The following is a 17009-nucleotide window of genomic DNA, read 5'->3' as shown; positions in this document are numbered from 1 at the left end:
TTCCACCTGGCCGGATCGAAGGAGACGACATGCAGACTTTGACGGTCGACTTCATCTGCTCGCTCGACGGCTACGGCTCGGCGGTGGGCTGGCCCGGGTGGTGGGGCATGGAGAGTCCGGAGTACCTCGAGTGGCTCGACACCCGACCCGAGAAGGATCAGCCCCTGCTGATGGGCGCGACCACCTACCGCGTGATGTCGGAGCTCGTCGCCGAGGGCGAGCCGGGCACCGACGTGCTGAACGGCATCCGCAAATACGTCTTCTCGTCGTCTCTCGAGGCGCCGCTCGCGTGGGAGAACTCGACACTGATAGCGGCGGATGCCGTGGAGGCGGTGCGCCGGCTGAAGGAGGAGTCCGACCGTCCGCTGAGCACCATCGGCAGCCGATCGCTGTGCCGGTCGCTGCTGACCGCAGGACTCGTCGACCGGTATCGGGTCGTGATCTTCCCGGTGATCACGGGCGCCACCGGTCAGGAGAGGATCTTCGACGGCTATCCCGATGTCGCGCTCGAACTGGTCGAGGCGCGCACGTTCGACATGCGCACGCAGCTGCTCGAGTATGTTCCGACCGTTCTCGAGGGACCGCCCGGGCGCTGACCCTTCCTCCGCCGCGACGCGTGTGGTTGCATGGGCGGATGATCGGCATCCGGGGGGATAGGTCGAGGGGCGCGTTCGCGTCACTCGCATGTGCGACGGCGCTGGTGCTGGCCGGATGCGCGACGGCGAGCCCGCAGGCGGGTTCGACACCATCCGCGTCGCCGACGCCGACGGCCGCGTGTCCGCAGGTGGAGGGCGTCGAACTCCCTCCTGAATGCGCGCCCTACGACCCCGAACAGTCGATGGCGCAGAACGACACCTATCGGCAGCGGATGGACATCTCAGACGAGACCAGGACCGCTGCCGAAGACGCGATCGAGAACGTGCGGCCCGCTCTCGACACCCTGAGAACCTCGGGCGACATCTCGACCGACGCCGTCGTCGCGGTCATGGCGGATGCCGGCCTCACGAGCACCCAGACGATCGGCGATCAGCGCGGCGTCGCCTTCGGCGTGGTCGGCCCGAAGGGCGGATGCATCTTCGGCGAGGTGTCGGCTGACGCCCTGATCATCGAGGCCGGCGGGTACATCATGGACGGCGGATGCCTGCCGGCGCAGTGACAGGCCGGATCGCGTTCAGGGCCTGACGCGTGCCGTGCGGCCTTCGAACGAGACGAGGTCGCCATCGTGCAGTTGGCGCCCGCGACGACGCTCCTCTTCACCGTTCACGCTCACGTAGCCGTCGATGATGGCTTCCTTGGCGTCACCGCCGGTGTCGATGAGGCCCGAGAACTTGAGGAACTGTCCGAGGCGGATCATCTCGCCGCCGATGGAGATGTCGTCGATCGAGGTGGCCATCATGACTGAAATGCTAGTCGGCTCCGATCCTCCGGCGGGACCAGGATCGTGAGCGGTGCGAGACTGGCGGACATGACGGATGCCGCGCTCGATGCGCTCCTCGCCAGGATCCCCCGAGGCGACGGATCCCGCCGCCTCGTCGGCGTGACCGGGAGCCCCGGCGCGGGCAAGACCACGCTGGCCGCGGCGCTCGTCGCGCGTCTCGAGGCCCGAGCTCCCGGCAGGGCGGCCCACCTGCCGATGGACGGGTTCCATCTCGCCAACGCGACGCTCGACGCCCTCGGCATCCGCGATAGGAAGGGCGCCATCGAGACCTTCGACGGCTGGGGGTTCCTCGCTCTCCTCGACCGCGTCCGCGTCGAGACCGACCATGTCGTCTACGCGCCGAGCTTTCGCCGCCACGTCGACGAGGGAGTGGCGGGTGAGATCGCCATCGGACCGCACGTGCAGACCGTGATCGTCGAGGGCAACTACCTGCTCGCGGCCGCTGAGCCGTGGAACCGTGTGCGTGATCGCCTGGATGCCGTCTGGTTCTGCGTCGCCTCTGCTGAGGAGCGCGAGGCTCGGCTGATCGATCGGCACATGCGGCACGGGCGCTCGCATGAGGGCGCGCGCGCCTGGGCGCGCGAGGTCGACGGCGCCAACGCTGTGCAGATCGAGCAGGCCAGGGCGCACGCCGATCTCGAGGTCGACGGCGTCAGCTGGCGGATCCTCTAGGGCAGGCGCTCGAGGGAGCGTGTTAGATGGGCAGATGGAGCACTCCGCCGCACCCGATTCTGCCGAACGCCCCTCGGCGCATACGCGTCGGCGCTTCCTGATCGCGGCGGGTTCGGGCATCGCCGTGACCGCCACGGGAATCCTGCTCTCCGCGATCCCCGTGGGCCCACACGGCGCGACGACGCCCGTGGACCCGGACAATCCGAGGGGGCTGACGGAGTACGAACCCGTCTACGACCGTGCAGTCAAAGGTCTCGAAGCCCCCTTGGGGTTCGAGGACTGCAGGCACCCCACATCTCGGTCGCCACGTGACATCGCAGGAAGCGACCACCACGAGGTGACGCCGATCATCGACCGCTTCATCATCCACCACACGGGTACGACCCATGAGCAGCTGGACTTCCTCTCGCGCTGCAACAAGCGATCCTCCGCGCCCACCTTCTATCTGCGGCACGACGGGTCCGTCTTCGAGCTCATCCGCCCTGGTGCGAAGCCGTCATCGACCGGCGCCGACTGGAACTGGCGGTCGCTGGCAGTGGAGACTCTGGACGCCACCGGAGCGCCTGACTACGCCGTGACGGCGGCTCAGCTGGAAGAGCTCGCACAGATGATCGCGTGGCTCGCGACCTACGACGGCAAGACCCTGGACGGTGTGCCGGTGTCGTTCACGATCGACAGAGAGCACGTCATCAGCCACCGAGAGACCTGGACGGGGACCGAATGCCCCGGACCGTACCTGCAATCTCGGCTGGACGACATCGTCGCCCGTGCACGCGAGATCTTCGCAGCGCGCTGACACGGGTGCTTCAGCTCAGGCGCTCCTGCTCGGGTCCGAGCGGAGCCGGATCGACGGATGCGGCGCGCACCGCCTCCTCGCGCCGGGAGATCTCGACCGGCACACTCAGCGACAGCGGCGCGAACGGCAGGAAAGCGCGCTCGAACAGGTACGCGAAGAACGCGCGCACCTCCGCCCGTGGATCCCATGCGACAGTTCGGATCGTGTCGGTCTTCATGCCTCCAGTGAAGCGTACGGGCGCACGCGGAGCCAGGTACTGGCGGGGCTCCCCACGCTCGACGAGAGGCGGAGACGCCGACAGCGCCCGCAGCGCCGTGCGTCTCCCGGACCCGGTCCGGCTCGAACGGGCGGCCACCCTCGACAGGCTGCGGGCCGGGAGCATCCTTACCGGGTAGATGCACCTTGGGCGGGTTCGATCTGCACGCTCGCAGAGACGTGTCAGCATCGCGATGGTCGGCAGCCGCAGCGCGGGCGTCGAGCGACCCGACCGGCGCAATACGATTGAGCGGTGACCGACCCGCGCACGACAGCCGAGCGACTTGTGCGCCGATTCGCCCGTGAGACCAACCTGCTCGTCGCCGGACGCACGTTCTCGGTGGAGGGGACGGATGCTGTCGCAGATGAGCTCCGCAGGCTGCTCCCCGCCCTCGGCGCCCGCCTCGGCACCGGATCGGTGACGTTCGCACCGGGGCGGGCCGATGAGATCCTCGCCGACGGCGCCCCGCTGCCCGCCCGCACGACCGCGGCGGCGCGCGTCGACAACGCCGGGGCGCACATGCCTGTCTCGACGCTCATCGCCGCCCGCCTGCGCGAACAGGACCTCGTGCGCGGCATCCGCATCGGCATCGCGATGGTTCTCGAGCCCAAGACCGCCCAGCTCGCCCTGCTGCTCCGCGATGCCGGCGCCGAGGTCGTCGTCTACGCCCACCCCGACGAGATCGATGTCGAGGTGGCCGAGGTGCTGCGTGACCGCGGCATCCCCGTCGACGGCGACCCTGCTCTGAGCGGCGCTGAGGAGCGGGCTGCGGCCGTGGCGTTCCTGCACCGGGGAATCGATCTGCTGCTCGACGACGGCTCGCACCTGATCCGTCTCGCGCACGAAGAAGGCATACCGGTGAAGGGCGCCGCGGAGGAGACCACGAGCGGTCTCACCCCGCTGCGCCTGATGCAGGAGAGCGGGCTGCTGGGCATCCCCGTGATCGCCGTGAACGACGCGGCCATGAAGACGTCGTTCGACAACCGCTACGGCACCGGCCAGTCGTGCGTGTTCGCGATCGCCGACGTGCTCGACGGGGCCGGCATCGGCCTGCGTGATCAGCCCGCCGTCGTGATCGGCTACGGCCCTGTCGGCGAAGGCGTCGCCGCTCATCTGCGTGCGTTCGGCGTCGAGATCGCGGTCGCCGAGACCGACCCCGTGCGCGCGCTGCGCGCCGCGCACGACGGTCACCGGATCGGTCCGCTGGCGGAGCTCGCCGACGGCGCCCTGGTCATCTCGGCGACCGGCGCTCCGCACACCGTCGACACCGCGACCCTGACTGCGGCGAAGATCGTCGCGGTGGCGGGAGGCGTGCCCGGGGAGGTCGACGTGGACGTCTCAGTGCTCGAACCGGTCGGCGTGCACCTCGACCGCGTCGCCGACGGCGCCCTGCTGATCGCCCAGGGAGGCTGTGTGAACCTCGCGGCCGCCGAGGGCAACCCGATCGAGATCATGGACCTCTCCTTCGCCGTGCAGCTCGGCGCGGTCGAGCAGCTGCTCACCCGTGATCTGCCCGCGGGCCTGCATCCGTTCCCCCCGGAGGCCGATCAGGCCATCGCCCGCGCCGCACTCGACGCCCGAGGCGACACCATCGACACGCCCAGCCGGGAGCAGCGCGATGCGCAGAGCGAGTGGCGGTCGCGCCGCTACCTGGCGGCAGCCGGCGAGCAGGAGACCTCGGCATGATCACCGTCTACTCCGCTGGCCTGGTCGTCCCGGTGACGGCCCCGCCCATCGTGGACGGCGCCGTCGCGGTGCGCGACGGACGCATCATGCACGTCGGCGAGCGAGCGTGGGTGCGGCGATCGCTGTCCGAACGCGGCTTCGCGTACGACGAGGTCCACTGGCCCGGCGTGCTCACGCCAGGGCTCGTGAACGCGCACACGCACCTGCAGTACACGGGCATGGCCGTGGTCGGTCGTGGTCAGTACACGGGCTTCGACGATTGGGTGCAGGCATTCGACCCGGTATACGAGGCGGGCAGGGACTGGGGAGCGGATGCTGCGGCCGGCGCCGAGATGGCACTCCGCTCCGGCACGACCGCCGTCGCCGACGTCGTGACCGACCCCGCGGCGGCCTCCGCCCTGCACGACGCCCGACTGCACGGCATCACCTACTGGGAGGTGATGAGCTGGACCAACGCCGACTGGGCCCGCACGGGTCGCGCACAGGTCGAGCAGGCGCTCGACGCGCTTCCCACACCGCCGGGAACCGGCCTCTCGCCGCACGCGCCCTACTCGCTCGACATCGAGCCGCTGCTGGAGATCCCCGACATCGTGCGCGAGCGCGGCGGACGCATCCACATCCATCTCGGTGAGGCCGCGTTCGAGAGCGAGTTCGCGCACGAGCATCCGCAGGCGTGGCACACCGCCGGTCTTGCGAGCTTCCAGGAGCTCCGCGAGGCGGGCTTCGGCACCAGCGCCACGGAGTTCGTCGACCAGCTCGGCGTGCTCGGCCCCGACTGCCACATCGCGCACGGCGTCTACATGAGCGCGCGCGACCGCGCGATCCTCCGCGAGCGCCGCACGACGGTGGCGCTGTGCCCGCGGTCGAACGCGGTGATCGGGCTCGAGGAGCCGCCGATCGCCGCCTACCTGCGCGAGGGGAGCCCGATCGCGGTCGGCACCGACTCGCTGTCGTCCAGTCCCTCGCTCGACGTTCTCGGCGACGTCGCCGCGCTCGCCCGCATCGCGCGCTCGCAGGGTTACACCGACCGCGACCTGCACGCCCGCCTGCTGGGCGCGGCCACACTCGGCGGAGCCCACGCCATGGGCATCGACGTCGGTCCGGACCGCACCGGCTACCTCGCTGTCGGCGCCCTCGCCGACCTCACCTTCTTCGATGTGCCGGCCGGTGCCGACGCGATTCCCGAACTCGTCGAAGCGGGCGCCGGACGCGCCGCGGCGACCATCGTCGCGGGCGAAGTGCGCTTCGCGGCATCCGACTTCCCCCTCCAGACAGGAGCGACTCAGTGACCGCACGCCCCGCCACCGCCGACCGGCTCGACCTCGCCCCGCATCCCGAAGGCGGCTGGTTCCGTCGCACGTGGACGAGCCCGCTGGCCGTCGAGACGCCGAACGGCCCGCGCCCGGCCGGCACCTGCATCCACTACCTCCTGCAGGCCGACGAACGCAGCGAGTGGCATGTCGTCACGAGCGACGAGCTGTGGCTGTGGCACGGTCCCGGCAGGCTGGAGCTGAGTCTCGGCGGTGACGGCGCCGAGCCGCGGGCGGCGTCGACCATCGTGCTGAGCGGGACGGATGCCGCTCAGGTGCTCGTGCCGGCGGGCGTCTGGCAGGCGGCCCGCCCGCTCGACGACAGCGAGGTCCTGGTGTCGTGCTTCGTGTCTCCAGGTTTCGATTTCGCCGATTGGCGCCTCGCCGCGTCGCCTACTCTTGATCAGAACTCGAACACTCTCCCGTGAGACATCTACCCCACCACACCTCAGGAGCGACCGTGCCCCGTACCCTCCGCCGCGCCGCGGCCGCCGCCATCGCGGTCGTCGCCGCAGTCACCCTCGCCGCCTGCGCCGGCACCCCCTCTTCTTCATCCACGGCCGCTGACGGCGAACTTCAGACCGTCACCGCCGGCAAGCTCACGATCGCTACGGGCGAGCCCGACTACGAGCCCTGGTTCGTCGACGACGATCCCTCGAACGGCAAGGGCTTCGAGGGGGCCGTCGCGAACGCGGTCGCCGAGCAGCTCGGCTTCGACTCCTCCGACATCGAGTGGGTGCGCACCGGCTTCGACGCGGCGATCGCGCCGGGTCCGAAGGACTGGGACATCAACATCCAGCAGTTCTCGGTCACCGACGAGCGCAAGAACGCCGTCGACTTCTCGAGCCCGTACTACACGACCACTCAGGCCGTCGTGGCGCTGAACAGCTCGTCGTCGGCATCCGCCACCACGATCGACGAGCTGAAGAAGGCCAAGGTCGGTGTCGCGGCCGGCACCACCAGTTACACGGTCGCCAAGGAGCAGCTCGGAGACGCGAACCTCAGCGTGTTCAACACGGTCGACGACGTTGTGCTCGCACTGCAGGCAGGCCAGATCGACGCCATGATCACCGACCTGCCCGGGGCGTTCTACATCACCGGCGCCGTGGTCGACGACTCGACCGTCACGGGTCAGTTCGAAAGCTCCGACGGCGGCGACGAGTTCGCCGTCGTGCTGCCGAAGGGCTCGGCCCTGACGAAGGCCGTGTCCGATGCGGTCGACGCGCTGCGCGAAGACGGCACGCTCGATGAGCTGCAGCAGAAGTGGCTCAGCGACGCGGTCGACGTCCCCGTTCTGAAGTGACGAGCCTCTCCGCAGAGACGGCGTGGCAGCCGAGCGAGCTCGAGCTGTCGCGCCGCGCTCTGCGGCGCCGAGCCACCACGCGCTCGGTGCTGATCGCGTTCCTCAGCAGCCTCGTGCTGGTGGCGGTCGCCGTGATCGTCGTCGTGAACACGCCGGGCTGGACCGTCGTGCAGCAGACGTTCTTCAACCCGAAGATCGCGCTGCAGAGCATCGGTCCGGTGTTCCAGGGCCTGCTGACCAACCTGCTCGTGCTCGTGATCGCGGCGATCGGCGTCGCGGTCCTCGGCACGCTGCTCGCGACGCTGCGCTCGCTGCGCGGCCCGGTGTTCTTCCCGCTGCGCGCGCTCGCCGCGGCCTACACCGACTTCTTCCGCGGCGTGCCGCTGCTGATCGTGCTGTACCTGATCGGCTACGGCATCCCCGCGCTGATGATCTTCCCGCGGATGCCTCCGGCGTTCTGGGGAACCATCGCGATCATCGTCACGTATTCGGCGTACGTCGCCGAAGTGCTTCGCGCCGGCATGGAGGCCGTGCATCCCTCGCAGCGGGTCGCCGCGCGCTCGCTGGGTCTCAGCCACGCGCAGACCCTGCGCATCGTGGTGATCCCGCAGGGCGTGCGCAAGGTCGTGCCCGCCCTCATGAACGACTTCGTGTCGATGCAGAAGGACGTCGGACTGATCTCGGTGCTCGGGGTGATCGACGCGGTCCGCGCCGCGCAGCTGCAGGTCGCCGACACCTACAACTACACGCCGTACGTCGTCGCGGGCCTGTTCTTCATCGCCCTCAGCTGGCCGATGATCCGGTTCACGGATGCTGTGACGGCCCGCCTCAACAGGCGCGAGCAGGCCGGAGGAGTCGTATGAGCCCTGTACCGTCCGATGGTGCTGTCGTCATCGAGGCCCGCGGCGTGCGCAAGCGCTTCGGCGACCACGACGTGCTCCGCGGGCTCGACCTCGCGGTCGCCCGTCACGAGGTGGTCGTGCTGATCGGGGCCTCCGGCTCCGGCAAGTCGACCCTGCTGAAGACCATGAACCTCATCGAGCGCGTCGACGACGGGCAGATCTTCCTCAGCGGCGACGACATCACCGATCCGAGGGCGGATGCCGACAGCATCCGCGCCCGCATCGGCGTCGTGTTCCAGCACTTCAACCTCTTCCCGCATCTCACGGTGCTCGAGAACATCACCCTCGCAGCGCGCAAGGTGCACGGATGGCGTGCGCCCGATGCGCGTGCGCGCGCCCTGGAGCTTCTCGAGACGCTCGGCCTCGGTGCGAAGGCGGGGGAGTACCCCGACCGGCTCTCCGGGGGTCAGCAGCAGCGCGTCGCGATCGTGCGCGCGATCCTCACAGAACCCGAAGTGCTGCTGCTCGACGAGATCACCAGCGCTCTGGACCCGCAGCTCGTCGGAGAGGTGCTCGACCTCGTGCGCGAACTCAAGCGCCGCGGCACCACGATCGTGATGGCCACGCACGAGATGTCCTTCGCCCGCGAGGTCGCCGACCGCGTGGTGTTCCTCAAGGAGGGCGTGCTCGTCGAGCAGGGACCGCCGGAGCAGCTCTTCGACGCTCCGCAGCATCCCGCCACCGTCGAGTTCCTCTCGCGCGTGCGGCACTGAGTTCTCGCGTTCGCCCGACGTTTCGCGTGCGGATGCGGGGAGCCGTGCGCGCGCCACCCCGCTCGTGACGCACCACCATCGAATCCGCGTCGGGATCCTGGTGGGGCGTCGGCATCCTGGTGGCGCGCGGACGACGGCCGAGTCGGAACGGATGCGGGGATGCGTCAGGCTTCGGGGCTCTGCGGCCGCGGATCGGGCATGATCGTGTCGACGCGGGGTTTCGCGTTCGCCTGCGCGCGCACCCACACCACGAATCCGATCGCGGTGAAGGCTCCGTAGAACACGTACATGAAGCCGGTGGCGTAGAAGCCCGAGCTGAACAACAGCGGCACGCCGACCACGTCGACGGCGATCCAGATCAGCCAGAACTCGGTCCAGCCCTTCGCCATGCCGTAGGTCGCCATCAGCGATCCCACGAAGGTCCAGGCATCCGCCCACACCGGTTCCCACGAGCCGAGCGCCCGGAACAGGGGCGTCAGCGCCACGGTGCCGACGACCATGACGAGCACGATGCCGATGCGGGCGCTCCAGGGCGCCCAGCGCGGCGTCACCTGCCCGCCATCGGATGCCGCCTGACGCCACCGCACCCAGCCGTAGATCGCGACCGTGATGAACATCACCTGGCGCCCCGCCTGACCCAGCAGGCTCGGCAGCTCGTGATCGGGGTTCAGGATAGTGCCGAGGAACACGGTCAGCAGCAGCACGTTGCCGACGATGCCGACCGGCCACGCCCACACCTTGCGGCGCATGCCGCCCAGCGCGCTCGCGAGTCCGAAGACGTTGCCGACGACCTCGCGCACGAGCAGCGTCTGGCCACCGGGCAGTGACCAGGTCGAATTGAACAGCTCGACGAGCCAGGTGAACAGGTTCATGCGGGGGTCGGGCGGGCGTCGAGGATCAGCTGCAGGAAGGTGAGGTCGAGCCAGCGGCCGAACTTCATGCCGACCTGCGGCATCCGCCCTGTCTCGACGAAGCCGAGCCGCTCGTGCAGGGCGATCGAGCCGGCGTTGTCGCTCTCGACGGCCGCGACCATCACGTGCTTGCCGATCGTGCGGGCCTGCGAGATCAGCTCGGTCATGAGCGCCCTGCCGATGCCGCGGCCGCGCTGGTCGGAGCGTACATAGACCGAATGCTCGATCGTGTGCCGGTAGCCGTCGTGCGGACGCCAGTCGCCGAACGTGGCGTAGCCGAGCACGCCGTCGTCGTCGGATGCCACCAGCACCGGGTAGCCTGCGCGCAGACGATCGGCGAGCCAGGCGGCGCGATCGTCGACGTCGACGAGACGCTCGTTCCAGATCGCCGTGGTGTTGGCCACGGCGTCGTTGTAGATCTCGGTGATCGTCTCGAGATCGGCGATCTCGGCATCTCTGATGTGCACGGCGGTCTCCTCTGTGCGTGGGGCGCGCATCGCCGACGGTAGCAGGGGTGGGGGTTCGCCCTGAATTCTGTTGCGTCGGAACCGCGCCACGGGCGTGTGCGGGAAGTCGCGACCGGAAGTCAGAATGAGGGAATGACGAACGCAACGACCGTGCGCGACGAGATCGTGGCGGGAATCGACGCCGAGCACCTCGGGGCCTACGGTCTGCACGTGCTGATCGGCGACCACGAGGCCGGGCATCGGTGGCGCAGCGATGACCGCGAGAACCTGTATTCGGTGTCGAAGGGCGTCAGCGCGCTCGCCGCAGGCATCGCGATCGACGAGGGGCTGCTGTCGCTGGACACCCCGGCGCTCGATCTCGTCACCGTGCCCGCACCGGGTTCCGGAGTCGAGAGTGTGACGCTCGAGCACTTGCTGACGATGACCAGCGGCATCGACTTCACGTGGTTCGGGAGTCAACCGGTGACGTCTCCGGATCTTGCGGTGGAGATGCTCAGTGCGCCCACGCGTGGGCCGGGTTCGATCTTCCAGTACTCCGACGCGAGCACTTATACGGCGATGCGGATGTTGGGCGCAATCGTCGGCGACGTGCGCGACTGGCTCATGCCCCGGCTGTTCGAGCCGCTTGGTATCCACAATCCGCAGTGGCACAGGTGTCCGCGCGGCTGGGTCGTGGGCGGCAGCGGGCTGGAGTTGAGGACCGAGGAACTGGCGCGGATCGGGCGGGTGCTGCGCGACGGCGGCGGCGGACTCGTGAGCCGCGGCTGGGTCGAGCGGATGCACTCGCAGTGGGTGCCGACGGGTGCCGACGGCGACTCCGCGAACTACGGTCTCGCGGTCTGGCAGGGGCCAGGCCGAACATGGCGGCTCGATGGGCTCTACGGCCAGTACGTGATCGTCGACGAGGAGGCGGATGCCGTCGTCACGATCACCGCGCACGAGGAGAACCGCGACCACCGGCTCGCCGAGATCGCGGCGGATGCGCTGCGCGGCCTCGACGCCGAGAAACCTCTTCGCGCATGAAGACACCACGCCACGGCGGGTGTCTCGCGCGCGGAGGGGTGCGTCACCGCGCGAAGGCGGTGTCTCGCCGCCCGCGCGGGATCGCGGCATCCGCTCAGGCCGCGCGTCCCCGGGTGCTCAGCGCATCGCGGACGACGATCGCGCGGCGCAGGTCGACCATGATCGGGTCGAAGAACCGCTCGCGGTAGCGCGGTTCGCTCACGGCCGAGAAGATGAACGGCAGCGTCGCGATCAGGGACAGGAGCGCCGCGGCTTTGATGAGGTTGACCGTGACGGGCAGATGTGCTCCGCCGATTACGAGCGGCTCGACAGGCAGCGGCTGCGCGGCGCTGCCCGGCCCGACCCAGATCTCGACGACTCCGACCGGGATCGCGACCGAGCCGATGATGATGAGCAGCGCGCACAGGAGAGCGGCGAAGAAGAGCGCCTGCAGCAGCTGCGCGAAGGTCATCACGAGCAGGATGTTCACGCGCTGCGGCCAGCGCAGCGCCTGCCGGGCGCCTGAGGCCGAGGTGAGCCGCTCGGCCGGGGTGTCTTTCAGGAGAGCCGCCCGCTGCTCGGCCGTCGGCGCATAGGTCTCGTCGTCGATCTCGCCTGCGCTCACACGCAGGACGACGATGGTCGCGAGGGCGCCGATGACCAGGCCGACGAGCGCGAGCGAACTGCCGTGCAGGGCGGATGCCATCTGCCAGACCTCCGCGGAGAAGAACGCGAAGACCACGAGCATCAGGATCACGGGCAGCGCGATCGACGCCATGTGCCCGATCGCCGAGGCGTTGCGCACGGCGAGCCTCGAGGCCCACGAGATCAGCGCGCCGCCGCCCATGCCGGTGACGAGCACGCACACCGCGATGATCACGATGGTCTCGAACACCGGGCTGACCGTCGCCTGCCGATCCAGGGCGTAGCCGCCGGCGACGAGTGCGGCCGCACACAGCACGATGACGGATGCCGCGACAGCCGTGCCCGGGCCGGTCGGCAGCCGCCGCACGGCGAGCCGCACCAGCAGGAACGCGATCCATGCGAGCGCCAGCGCGAGCAGCAGAAGGATCAGCACCACCACCGCGACGATCGTCTCGTCCTCATCCGACAGCTCGAGAGCCGCGGAGATCGCGACGTCGAGACCGCCGGTGAGCAGGAACATCGCCACCGTGACCCACGCGAGCAGCGGAGCGACGCGTCGCGGCAGATCGGTGAACCAGCGCCGCAGGGGCACGAAGGTCGGCAGCCCCTGCTCACGGAACCAGCGGTCGGCATCGCGACGGACGGCGGATGGCGCGGCCGTCGCCCCTGCTCGCGGAGACGGGCGACGACGTGCGGATGACATGCAGCCGAGGATACCGGCCACCGTCGGACCTGCCGCGCTCGGCCCCCGGTCGGCGCCGCGCTCGGCTGGCCCTGCATCGGTCCGCTCTGCATCGATCTGCCCGCATCGATCCGCCCCGCTCGGAGCCCCGCTCAGCGCGCCCACTCGCCCGGTGACTCATCCGGGAGCCGCATGGCCCGCCTATGCTCTCCTTGAGCCAAGTGCTTCAGCGCCCCGACATCGCAGGCCGAGCGACCCGGCGAGCGACCGGACCATCCGAAGGAGAAGCACGATGACGAAGACACGATGGGCCGTGCTCGGTCCCGGAGTCATCAGCACCGATTTCGTCACCGGGCTGCGCAGCTCGAGCCTCGGCGTGCTGCACGCGGTCGGCAGCTCCGACCCCGATCGCGCGGCCGCCTTCGCCGCACAGCACGGAGCTGCGGCATCCGGCACCTATTCCGACGTCATCGCGCGCGACGACGTCGACGCCGTGTACATCGGCACCGTGCACACCGCCCACGCCGCTCTCGCGATCGAGGCCCTCGAGGCGGGCAAGGCCGTCCTGTGCGAGAAGCCGATCACACCGACGGCCGCCGACACGCGACGGGTCCTCGACGCCGCTGCCCGTGCGGGCGTGCCCTTCGTCGAGGCGTTCAAGCAGCGCTTCGGCCCGTTCGCCGATCTGCTGCGTCGGCTCCTCGTCGACCGCGAACTAGGCGAGGTGCACGGAGTGGTTGCCGGGTTCGGTGGGAACAATCCGGCTCGGACCGGGCGTGCCTTCGATCCGACGCTCGCCGGCGGGGCGATCCTCGACGTCGGCTGCTACCCGACATCGCTCGCGGTCGAGGTGGCCAGGATGACGGGCCGTGGGGATCAGCGCGTGAAGTTCGGCGATGTCGAGGCCGAATGGGTGAACGGTGTGGATGCCGACACCACGGCGCATCTGGCGATCGGAGACCTGGCTGTGGAACTGCGCACAGCGGTGATCCGCGAGATGCCGGGAGCCGCGGTGATCAGTTGCGAGCGGGGTGACATCGTCCTGCCCTACGCATGGGGGAGTCGCACCGAGAGCCCCTCCTCGCTCATCCTCCGCGCTGACGGCGAGGAGAAGATCGTGACCGTGCCCACGGTGCAGCCCATGGCCGCCGAAGCGGATGCCGTCTCCCGCGCGCTCATCGATGGGCGCGTCGAGGCGCCCGAGATGCCGTGGGTCGACTCCGCGCTGATCGCGGAGATCAGCACACGCTGGCTCGAGGCCGCCCGACGTCAGTGAGCGGGCGTCTCCTCGCCCTCGTGGAACTCGACCTTCTTGCCGACCATCCGTCCGATACCGAGCACGATGCCGACGATGATCAAGCCGGCGACGAGCCCCGCGATCGCCGAGAACAGGGTGTCGCCGATCCAGACGATGACCGCACCAGCCGGTTCGAGCGCGTGCTCGATGCCGTGCAGGATGTCGGCGCCGAAATGCACTCCTACCTCGCCGAGGTTCACGAGAAGCAGGTGACCGCCGACCCAGAGCATCGCGACCGTTCCGAGGATGCTGATGAAGCGGAACACCGCGGGCATCGCGTTCACGAGGCGAGTGCCGTTGCGACTGATCCGCTTGTCGGAGCTGGTGGCCATCTTGAGACCGATGTCGTCGATCTTCACGAGCAGGGCGACCGCGCCGTAGACGACGCCGGTCATGATCAGGGCGATCACCGCGAGGATCGCGAGGGTCATCCAGATGTCGAGGCCCTTGTCGAGGCTCGCGAGCGAGATGAGCATGATCTCGGTGGACAGGATGAGGTCGGTGCGCACTGCGCCGAGCACGAGCTTCTTCTCGTCGCGGGCGCTCTCGTCTTCGTGCCCGTGCTGGACCCCGAACCACTCGAGCACCTTCTCGGCGCCCTCGAAGCAGAGGTAGAGGCCGCCGACGATGAGCAGATACGGCAGCACCCATGGCGCGAACGCCGTGAGCAGCAGCGCCACGGGGATGATGATGACGAACTTGTTCGCGAGCGAGCCGAGGGCGATCTTGCCCACCACCGGCAGTTCGCGGGCGGGGGTGATGCCCTGCACATACTGCGGGGTCACCGCGGCGTCGTCGATCACGACGCCTGCGGCCTTGGCCGAGGCCTTCATCGCCGCACTCAGGATGTCGTCGACGACAGCGAGCAATCCAACCGACATGAGCGTCCCCCTGTGATGTGTGTCGGGGAGCAACTCTATCCAACGCCTGTGACGGGCTCAGTCGCCGCTGTCTAAGAAGACCCCGATGCGATCCCCGTCGAGCACGAACTGCAGGGCCTTGCCTTCGGGGAACCGCGTTCGCAGGGATGAGGGAACGATGTCACCGGCGGGACCGTCGAGCGGCATCTCGATCGTCGCGGGGAATGCTCCCGCCTGGCACGCCGAAAAGGAGATGCCGCCGTAGCCGTATGAGCCCGAGGAGACCTCCTCGGCTGTCGGCAGCTGATCCGTTTCGAACACGTTGAGGCAGGGGTCGCCCACCGCGCCGTTGAGTCCGCTCGCGCCGACGAAGAAGGTGAGACCGTGGAAGTCCCAGACAGGTGAATCCTCCGTCAGTCCGAAGAATCCGATGGGGATCTCGCTCAGCGGGCTCGGCGTCAGAGTGGCGATCTGGGGCGCGTTCGACGACACCGTGACCGGCGAGAACGAGACGGCTGCATAGGTGATGGCCGCCGCGGCCGCTGCGGAAGCGGCGACCGAGCAGAGCCAGAGGACTCGTCGGTGCCGGAGGAGGAACGAGCGCGACCCGGTGATCGGATGCTCCCCCTCCTGCTCGACCAGAACGGGGCCATGCGCGAGAGGGGCATCGACGACGGGAACCGTTGCGATGGCGGCCTCGGCTGCAGCATCCGATGCCTCCTCAGCGAGGGGAGGCGGTGCCGTCTCGATCTGCACCGCGCTCTGCGCCTGCGCGCGGAGATCCTCGAGTTCTCGCAGCCGCATGGCTGCGGCAGGATCGCCGGCGATGTCAGCGGCCGGGCCGTAGGCGCGTGCACGGAGCACACGGAGTTCGTCGTCGAGTGCGGCATCCATCCCCGGCATCGTCTCACGCCGAGGTCTTCAGCCAGCGACCCGCCGAAACTCACAGCGCGCTCCCAGTCCCGCGGGACCAAAACGGCACCGGCATCCGTTCTTCTCTATGACGCCGCAGCCAGCTGCGTCAGACAAGGAGCATCATGTCGAACGAGTACCGCAAGACGCCCGAGGCGGTCACCGCCCTCACCGACTCCCAGTACACGGTCACGCAGCGCGACGGCACCGAGCCGCCGTTCCGCAACGCCTACTGGGACAACCACGACGACGGCATCTACGTCGACGTCGTCTCGGGCCAGCCCCTGTTCTCCTCCCTCGACAAGTTCGACAGCGGAACGGGATGGCCGAGCTTCACGAAGCCGATCGACGCGGACGCCGTCACCACCCGCACCGACCGGACGCTGTGGATGACGCGCACCGAGGCGCGCTCCACCGGCGCAGACAGCCACCTCGGGCACGTCTTCGACGACGGACCGGTCGAAGACGGCGGCCTGCGCTACTGCATGAACTCCGCCGCGCTCCGTTTCATCCCGGCATCCCGCCTGGAAGAGGAGGGCTACGGTCGATACAGCGGCCTGTTCACGAACACCACTTCCGACATCTCTGAGGAGCAGTCATGACCGACACCGGAACCATCACCCGCACACCAGGCACCGAGACCGCCGTCCTCGCCGGAGGCTGCTTCTGGGGCATGGAAGACCTGATCCGCCGCCAGCCCGGTGTGCTCGACACCCGGGTCGGCTACACGGGCGGATCGAACGACCACGCGACCTACCGCAACCACCCCGGTCACGCCGAGGCCGTCGAGATCGTCTTCGACCCCGCCGTCACGACGTACCGCGACATCCTCGCGTTCTTCTTCCAGATCCACGATCCGTCGACCCTGAACCGTCAGGGCAACGACATCGGGTCGAGCTATCGTTCGGCGATCTTCCCGCTCTCTCCCGAGCAGGAGACCGTCGCCCGCGACACCATCGCCGACGTCGACGCCTCCGGGCTGTGGCCGGGCGAGGCCGTCACCACGATCGAGCCGGCCGGCGCGTTCTGGGAGGCCGAGCCCGAGCACCAGGACTATCTGATCCGCTACCCCAACGGCTACACGTGCCACTTCCCGCGTGCGGGATGGGTGCTGCCGAAGCGCGCCGAGGTCTGATCTCGGCGGGCGCCGGAGGAAT

The 17009-nt window shown here is 69.2% G+C and carries 21 protein-coding genes; 14 read left to right on the top strand and 7 right to left on the bottom strand.

Features of this window, described 5'->3' with window-relative positions:
* Positions 1 to 29 precede the first annotated feature (29 nt).
* Both ACI3KT_RS09380 and ACI3KT_RS09375 read left to right on the top strand, forming a co-directional pair.
* Positions 30 to 596 carry a dihydrofolate reductase family protein gene (locus ACI3KT_RS09380; RefSeq protein ID WP_404903822.1) on the top strand — a complete coding sequence of 189 codons (567 nt, stop codon included), beginning with the start codon at positions 30 to 32 and terminating at the stop codon, positions 594 to 596.
* A gap of 38 nt (positions 597 to 634) precedes the next feature.
* Entirely contained in the window at positions 635 to 1156 is a 522-nt protein-coding gene (locus ACI3KT_RS09375; RefSeq protein WP_404903821.1) for a hypothetical protein, read from the top strand.
* Positions 1157 to 1171: 15 nt separating this feature from the next.
* Here ACI3KT_RS09375 and ACI3KT_RS09370 read toward each other — a convergent pair whose 3' ends face one another.
* A complete protein-coding gene (locus ACI3KT_RS09370) occupies positions 1172 to 1396 on the bottom strand; it encodes an RNA-binding S4 domain-containing protein (protein WP_404903819.1) in 225 nt (74 codons plus the stop codon).
* Between the two features lie 45 nt (positions 1397 to 1441).
* On the opposite strand from ACI3KT_RS09370, the gene ACI3KT_RS09365 reads away from it, so the two are divergent.
* A complete protein-coding gene (locus ACI3KT_RS09365; protein WP_404903817.1) occupies positions 1442 to 2110 on the top strand; it encodes a nucleoside/nucleotide kinase family protein in 669 nt (222 codons plus the stop codon).
* Positions 2111 to 2144: 34 nt separating this feature from the next.
* Positions 2145 to 2906: an N-acetylmuramoyl-L-alanine amidase gene (locus ACI3KT_RS09360; RefSeq protein ID WP_404903815.1), complete on the top strand. Its 762-nt coding sequence runs from the start codon at positions 2145 to 2147 to the stop codon at positions 2904 to 2906.
* A gap of 10 nt (positions 2907 to 2916) precedes the next feature.
* On the opposite strand, the gene ACI3KT_RS09355 is transcribed toward ACI3KT_RS09360, so the two are convergent.
* Positions 2917 to 3123, bottom strand: coding sequence for a hypothetical protein (locus ACI3KT_RS09355; RefSeq protein ID WP_404903813.1), 207 nt, complete (start codon positions 3121 to 3123; stop codon positions 2917 to 2919).
* 291 nt (positions 3124 to 3414) lie between these two features.
* Here ACI3KT_RS09355 and ACI3KT_RS09350 point away from each other — a divergent pair, with 291 nt between their 5' ends.
* Genes ACI3KT_RS09350 through ACI3KT_RS09325 form a run of 6 tightly spaced genes read left to right on the top strand, consistent with a single transcriptional unit; the run spans position 3415 to position 9076 of the window.
* A complete protein-coding gene (locus tag ACI3KT_RS09350) occupies positions 3415 to 4848 on the top strand; it encodes an adenosylhomocysteinase (RefSeq protein WP_404903811.1) in 1434 nt (477 codons plus the stop codon).
* Positions 4845 to 6137 (top strand): amidohydrolase family protein, encoded by a 1293-nt coding sequence (locus tag ACI3KT_RS09345; RefSeq protein WP_404903809.1) that lies wholly within the window; start codon positions 4845 to 4847, stop codon positions 6135 to 6137. Before ACI3KT_RS09350 ends, ACI3KT_RS09345 begins: the two co-directional genes overlap by 4 nt.
* A complete protein-coding gene (locus ACI3KT_RS09340) occupies positions 6134 to 6586 on the top strand; it encodes a cupin domain-containing protein (RefSeq protein ID WP_307292896.1) in 453 nt (150 codons plus the stop codon). The genes ACI3KT_RS09345 and ACI3KT_RS09340 overlap by 4 nt, the downstream gene beginning before the upstream one ends.
* Before the next feature lie 32 nt (positions 6587 to 6618).
* Positions 6619 to 7461, top strand: a complete 843-nt coding sequence (locus ACI3KT_RS09335; protein WP_292904530.1) for an ABC transporter substrate-binding protein — start codon at positions 6619 to 6621, stop codon at positions 7459 to 7461.
* Positions 7458 to 8324 carry an amino acid ABC transporter permease gene (locus ACI3KT_RS09330; RefSeq protein WP_404903807.1) on the top strand — a complete coding sequence of 289 codons (867 nt, stop codon included), beginning with the start codon at positions 7458 to 7460 and terminating at the stop codon, positions 8322 to 8324. The genes ACI3KT_RS09335 and ACI3KT_RS09330 overlap by 4 nt, the downstream gene beginning before the upstream one ends.
* Positions 8321 to 9076, top strand: coding sequence for an amino acid ABC transporter ATP-binding protein (locus tag ACI3KT_RS09325; RefSeq protein WP_292904534.1), 756 nt, complete (start codon positions 8321 to 8323; stop codon positions 9074 to 9076). Before ACI3KT_RS09330 ends, ACI3KT_RS09325 begins: the two co-directional genes overlap by 4 nt.
* 164 nt (positions 9077 to 9240) lie before the next feature.
* On the opposite strand, the gene pnuC is transcribed toward ACI3KT_RS09325, so the two are convergent.
* Both pnuC and ACI3KT_RS09315 read right to left on the bottom strand, forming a co-directional pair.
* Positions 9241 to 9948 (bottom strand): nicotinamide riboside transporter PnuC, encoded by a 708-nt coding sequence (pnuC, locus tag ACI3KT_RS09320; protein WP_404903805.1) that lies wholly within the window; start codon positions 9946 to 9948, stop codon positions 9241 to 9243.
* The gene (locus ACI3KT_RS09315; protein WP_404903803.1) at positions 9945 to 10454 is read right to left on the bottom strand and encodes a GNAT family N-acetyltransferase; all 510 of its coding nucleotides are present in this window, start codon (positions 10452 to 10454) and stop codon (positions 9945 to 9947) included. Before ACI3KT_RS09315 ends, pnuC begins: the two co-directional genes overlap by 4 nt.
* 132 nt (positions 10455 to 10586) lie before the next feature.
* Here ACI3KT_RS09315 and ACI3KT_RS09310 point away from each other — a divergent pair, with 132 nt between their 5' ends.
* Positions 10587 to 11477: a serine hydrolase domain-containing protein gene (locus ACI3KT_RS09310; RefSeq protein WP_366821219.1), complete on the top strand. Its 891-nt coding sequence runs from the start codon at positions 10587 to 10589 to the stop codon at positions 11475 to 11477.
* A 94-nt stretch (positions 11478 to 11571) separates the two neighbouring features.
* Here ACI3KT_RS09310 and ACI3KT_RS09305 read toward each other — a convergent pair whose 3' ends face one another.
* Positions 11572 to 12804, bottom strand: a complete 1233-nt coding sequence (locus ACI3KT_RS09305; RefSeq protein WP_307292882.1) for a hypothetical protein — start codon at positions 12802 to 12804, stop codon at positions 11572 to 11574.
* Between the two features lie 271 nt (positions 12805 to 13075).
* Here ACI3KT_RS09305 and ACI3KT_RS09300 point away from each other — a divergent pair, with 271 nt between their 5' ends.
* The gene (locus tag ACI3KT_RS09300; protein ID WP_404903801.1) at positions 13076 to 14059 is read left to right on the top strand and encodes a Gfo/Idh/MocA family protein; all 984 of its coding nucleotides are present in this window, start codon (positions 13076 to 13078) and stop codon (positions 14057 to 14059) included.
* Here ACI3KT_RS09300 and ACI3KT_RS09295 read toward each other — a convergent pair.
* Positions 14053 to 14961, bottom strand: coding sequence for a DUF808 domain-containing protein (locus tag ACI3KT_RS09295; protein WP_404903799.1), 909 nt, complete (start codon positions 14959 to 14961; stop codon positions 14053 to 14055). The genes ACI3KT_RS09300 and ACI3KT_RS09295 overlap by 7 nt on opposite strands.
* 57 nt (positions 14962 to 15018) lie before the next feature.
* Complete coding sequence (locus ACI3KT_RS09290; RefSeq protein ID WP_404903797.1) at positions 15019 to 15834, bottom strand: hypothetical protein; 816 nt, start codon at positions 15832 to 15834, stop codon at positions 15019 to 15021.
* Positions 15835 to 15977: 143 nt separating this feature from the next.
* Here ACI3KT_RS09290 and msrB point away from each other — a divergent pair, with 143 nt between their 5' ends.
* On the top strand, positions 15978 to 16454 hold the full coding sequence (gene msrB, locus ACI3KT_RS09285) for a peptide-methionine (R)-S-oxide reductase MsrB (RefSeq protein WP_292904550.1): 477 nt from the start codon (positions 15978 to 15980) through the stop codon (positions 16452 to 16454).
* Positions 16451 to 16987: a peptide-methionine (S)-S-oxide reductase MsrA gene (gene msrA / locus ACI3KT_RS09280; RefSeq protein WP_307292871.1), complete on the top strand. Its 537-nt coding sequence runs from the start codon at positions 16451 to 16453 to the stop codon at positions 16985 to 16987. Before msrB ends, msrA begins: the two co-directional genes overlap by 4 nt.
* The last annotated feature ends 22 nt before the right edge of the window (positions 16988 to 17009 follow it).

The sequence above is a fragment of the Microbacterium sp. ZW T6_19 genome (genome assembly GCF_044987465.1).
Taxonomy (GTDB): Bacteria; Actinomycetota; Actinomycetes; order Actinomycetales; family Microbacteriaceae; genus Microbacterium; species Microbacterium natoriense_A.
The sequence above is the reverse complement of the archived record's forward strand: the minus strand, read 5'-3'. Positions and strand labels throughout refer to the sequence as shown.